1 protein-coding gene is annotated in these 4910 nt (G+C 71.3%); it reads right to left on the reverse strand.

The window, feature by feature from the left end:
- The coding region (locus AB0472_RS45830; protein ID WP_366365631.1) for an amino acid adenylation domain-containing protein at nucleotides 1–4910 on the reverse strand (4910 nt) is incomplete at both ends.

The raw sequence follows: 4910 nt of genomic DNA on the forward strand, positions 1-4910 counted from the left end.
GGAGCGGCAGCCACCCACTCCCCGAACAACACCGGCCACGACACATCCGCAACCGCCACACCCGTGTCGTTCCAACCCACCACCAGCTGTTCACGCTCAGACCGCGACAACACCCCGACCTGCCCCACCCGCGCGTCAGGATCCGCTGCCACGGCCGACAGCACTCGGGCGTACCGCTGGGCGAACGCCTGCACGCTGGCCGGGTCGAACAAGTCCGCCGATCCGGTCAGTGAGCCCCGTAGCCCGAGCGGCCGGCCGTCGTCGGCGGAGACCTCGCTCAACGTCACATCGAGATCGAACTTGGCCGCTCCCGGACCGGCGGGCATCGGCGTGGCGGCGAGGCCGGGGAGTTCCAGGTGGGCTCGTCCGAGATTCTGGACGGTGAGCATGACCTGGAAGAGCGGGTGGCGGGACATCGACCGGTCCGGAGCCAGGATCTCGACCAGTCGCTCGAACGGCACGTCCTGGTGGTCGAGCGCCGTCAGACTCGTCTCCCGCACCCGCTCCAGGACGTCGGCGAACGTCGGATCGCCTGTCAGATCAGTGCGCAGGACCAGCGTGTTGACGAAGAACCCGACCAGGTCGTCCAGCGCTTCGTCAGTCCGGCCCGCCACCGCCACGCCGACCGGGATGTCCTCTCCCGCGCCCAGCCGCGACAACAGCACCGCCAACGCGGCCTGCACGACCATGAACAGTGTCACGCCCCGCTCACGGGCCAACGCGGCCAACCGCGCATGCACGTCGGCCGGAATGTCGAGGGCCACCGTGTGGCCCCGGTGCGATGCGGTCGTCGGGCGCACGTGGTCCACCGGCAGAGCGAGCTCCTGCGGCGCGCCCTCCAGCGCCTCCCGCCAATAGGACACCTGGGCGGCCAGCAGGCTGCCAGGATCGTCCTCATCACCGAGCAACTCCCGCTGCCACAACGCATAGTCCGCGTACTGGACCGGCAACGGCTCCCAGCCCGGCGCGCGTCCCTCATACCGCGCCGCATACGCCAGGGAGAGATCACGGGCCAACGGCCCCATCGACCAGCCGTCCCCCGCCACGTGATGCAACACCACCACCAGCACATGCGCATCCGGGCCCGTCTCGACCAGCAACGCCCGCAGCGGGACCTCGCCCGCCAGGTCGAAGTCATGCCCGACCTCGGCCGCCACCAGCCCCGCCACCTGCTCCTCGGCGGCGTGGACGACCCGCAGCACCTCGCCCACCCCCTCGGGTGCCAACACCCGCTGGAACGGCTCACCGTCCACCACCGGGAACACCGTGCGCAGCACCTCGTGCCGCACCACCACGTCCGTCACTGCCGAGCGCAGCGCGTCGACGTCCAGTTCGCCGTCCAGCCGCAGCACCGTCGGCATGTTGTACGTCGGGCTCGGCCCTTCCAACTGCGCCAGGAACCACAACCGGCGTTGCGCGAACGACAACGGCACCCGAGCCGGTCGCTCGTCCCGTCGGGTCAGGCCCGCCCGGGCAGGACCCGCACCGCCGATCCGAGCCGCCATGGCCGCCGGCGTCGGCGCCTCGAACAGCGTCCGCACACCGACCTCGATGCCGAACAGCGCGCGCACCCGCGACACCAGCCGGGCAGCCAGCAGTGAGTGGCCGCCCGCGTCGAAGAAGTTCTGGTCGGCCCCCACCCGGTCGACACCGAGCACCTCGGCGAAGGCTCCGCACATGAGTTCCTCGACCACCGTGGCAGGGCCTCGCCCGCCTGCGGGGCCCACGTACTCCGGGGCCGGCAGGGCGGCCCGGTCCACCTTGCCGTTCATGGTCAGCGGCAGCCGGTCCAGGATCGTGACGGCGGCGGGCACCATGTACTCGGGCAACCGCTCGCCCGCGAAGGTGCGCAGTTCACCGGGCAGGTCGTCGACTTCGGTGGCGTCGTCCGGCACGACGTAGGCCACCAGGCGCATGGTGCCGGGGGTGTCCTCCCGCGCCATGACCGTGACCTGGGCGACCAGGGGACAGCCGGCAAGGACGGCCTCGATCTCGCCCGGCTCGACCCGGAATCCGCGGATCTTCACCTGGTCGTCCGCTCGGCCGGCGAAGGTGAGCCGGCCGTCCGTGGTCCGGCGTCCCAGGTCCCCCGTCCGGTACATCCGCTCGCCCGGTGTGCCGAACGGGCAGGCCACGAACCGCTCCGCCGTGAGGGCCGGCCGGCCGTGGTAGCCGCGTGCCAGCTGCTCGCCGGCCACGTACACCTCGCCCACCACGCCCGGCGGGACCGGTGACAAGGAGGCGTCGAGGACGTACACCCGGGTGTTGGCCAGTGGGCGGCCGATCGGCGGGAGGCCGGGCTGTGCGGGATCCACCGAGGTGGTGGTGACCATGACGGTGGCCTCGGTCGGCCCGTAGGTGTTGACCAGCTCACGGCCGTTCGACGACCAGGCCCGGGCCAGCTCACCGGTGAGCAGTTCGCCGCCGACCAGCACTCGCCTCAGGCCGCACAGGGCGCTCGCGTCCAGGGCGGACAGCAGTGACGGGACCACACTGGCCATGGTCACCTGCGACCCGTTGATCAGGTCGGTGAGGAGTCCGGGGTCGGCGCGCTCCGTGGCGGTCGCCATCACCAGTCGTGCGCCCGCGGCCAGCGCGACGGCCATGTCCAGCACGGAGCCGTCGAAGCCGAACGACGCGAACTGCAACATGCCTGTGCCCGGCCGGGCTCCGACCACCGGGTCCAGGCCCACGGCCAGGTTCACCACGCTGCGCTGGCTGACCACCACCGCCTTCGGCGCCCCCGAGGATCCGGACGTGTACATCACATACGCCGCGTTCGCCCCCGTCGCCCTCCGCGGGGGCGCCGGCCGCGCGATGTCCGTGTTCCCGTGACTGGTCACCCGGAGATCCTCCAGGCACACCACCGGCACAGCCGGCTGCTTGGGCAGCGCGTCCGTCGGTGCGGTGCCGGTCACCACGCACACCGCCGCGGCGTCCGTGAGCATGAAGCTCACCCGCTCGGCCGGCAGGCCGGGCTCGGCGAACAGGTATGCGCCCCCGGCCTTCCACACGCCCAGCACGGACACCACCACGTCCACGGAGCGCTCCATCATCAGCGCCACGACGGACTCGGGACCCACCCCCAGCCCGTTCAGGACCTCGGCCAGCCCGGCCGCCCGTTCGTCCAACTCGGCGTACGTCAGTTCTTCGGTCCCGCACACCACCGCCACGGCGTCGGGATCAGCGGCCACCCGCTCCGCGAACAGTGCCGGCCAGGTGACGTCGGCGACGGGCCGTGCCGTGTCGTTCCAGCCCGCCACCATCAGCTCATGGCTGGACGGGGAGAGCGTCCTCAAGTGCCGCAGGGGAGTCGCGGGCGCGTCCTCCAGGGCGGCCACGAGTTCCCCGATCACGGTGTGCAGTGCCGCCAGCACCGTTCCCGGCTCTCCCGGTGCCACCGCCTCGGCGGTCAGCCGGAAGTCCGAGCCGTTGTCGTCGACGGCCACGGCGAGGGGGTAGTTGGTGCGCTCCTGGACGAACAGCACGCCCATGTCCGGGGTCCGGCGGTCACGCGCGCGAGAGGCATCGCCCGGCCGGCGGTTGTGCCGGTAGTTGAACAGGGACGTGAACAGCGGGGCCGGTCCAGGGACGCCGCTGGCCTGCTGGGCGAGGGTCAGGGGGGCGTGCTCGTGCACCAGGAGGCCGGCCAGCTGGGACTGCATGGCGGTGACCGCGCCCACCGTGTCCAGACCGCCTACGTCCATCCGTACCGGCAGGGTGTTCATGAAGGGCCCAGGGATGCGGTCCGCGCCCGCACCCGCGTTCATGCGGCCCAGCAGGACCGTTCCGAACACCACGTCAGTGCGGCCGGACAGACTCGCCAGCACCCGCGCCCACGCGACATGGAACAACGTCGCCGGACTCACCCCCAGACGACGCGCCTGCCCGCGCACCCGCTGCGCGAGGGTGTCGTCGACCATCGCGTGCTCCTGCACCGCGCCGGAGCCGTCACCGTGGGTGTCGGCCAGGCCGAAGGGCAGCGTGGGCTCAGTGACATCGCCGAGCAGACCCGCGAAGTACGCCTCATGCTCCTGACGGGAGACTCCGAGTCGGGCCTGGGCGACGAAGTCGCGGAACGGCAGCGGCGCCGGCAACTCGTCCCCGCGACCGGCCATGAACGCGGCGACCTCACCCATGACCACGTCCAACGCCGTGTGGTCCTGGAGCAGATGATGCACCTGCACCAACGCCAGCCACCGCCCGCTGCCCGGCTCCTCAGCCACATGCACCCGCAACAACGGCGCCCGCCGCAGATCCATCCACGAACCAGCCGCAGCCAACAACTCAGCCGCCGCATCCCCACCCTCGGACAACACCACCTCGGTCACCGGAACCACCACAGAACGCAACACCACCTGCACCGGCTCCGGCAGCCCCTCCCACACCACCGCCGTGCGGTAGATGTCGTGCCGATCCACCACCCGCTGCACCGCCGCAAGGAGGCTGTCCAGCCGTCGCCGGGTGTCGAGGGCCATGGCGAAGGAGAAGAGATAGGGATCCGCGTCGCCGGCCTCAACCAGCAGGTGGTGGAAGAAGATGCCTTCCTGCAGTGGGGCGAGCGGATACATGTCCGCGACGTTCTGCGCGCCGCCCTCCACCGTCGCGCAGACGGAGTCCACCTGCGCCGCGGTCAGGTCCAGCAGCGGCAGCATCTCGGGAGTGACGTGCCGCGCGTCGGCGGGGATGCCGTTCGGTGGCACCTCGGTCGACGGAGCACCACTCGACGCAGCCACTCCAGCCGGGGTAGGGGTGGCGAACAAGGTCCTGACCGGGACGCCCAGTCCCTGTTCGCGCAGCCGCTGTACCAGTGTGACGGCCAGTAGGGAGTGGCCGCCGAGTTCGAAGAAGTTGTCGTCGGCACCGACATGTTCCACACCGAGGACCTCGGCGAACGCCCGGCACACGAT

This window comes from Streptomyces sp. NPDC086777, from assembly GCF_040702065.1.
Classification (GTDB): Bacteria; Actinomycetota; Actinomycetes; order Streptomycetales; family Streptomycetaceae; genus Streptomyces.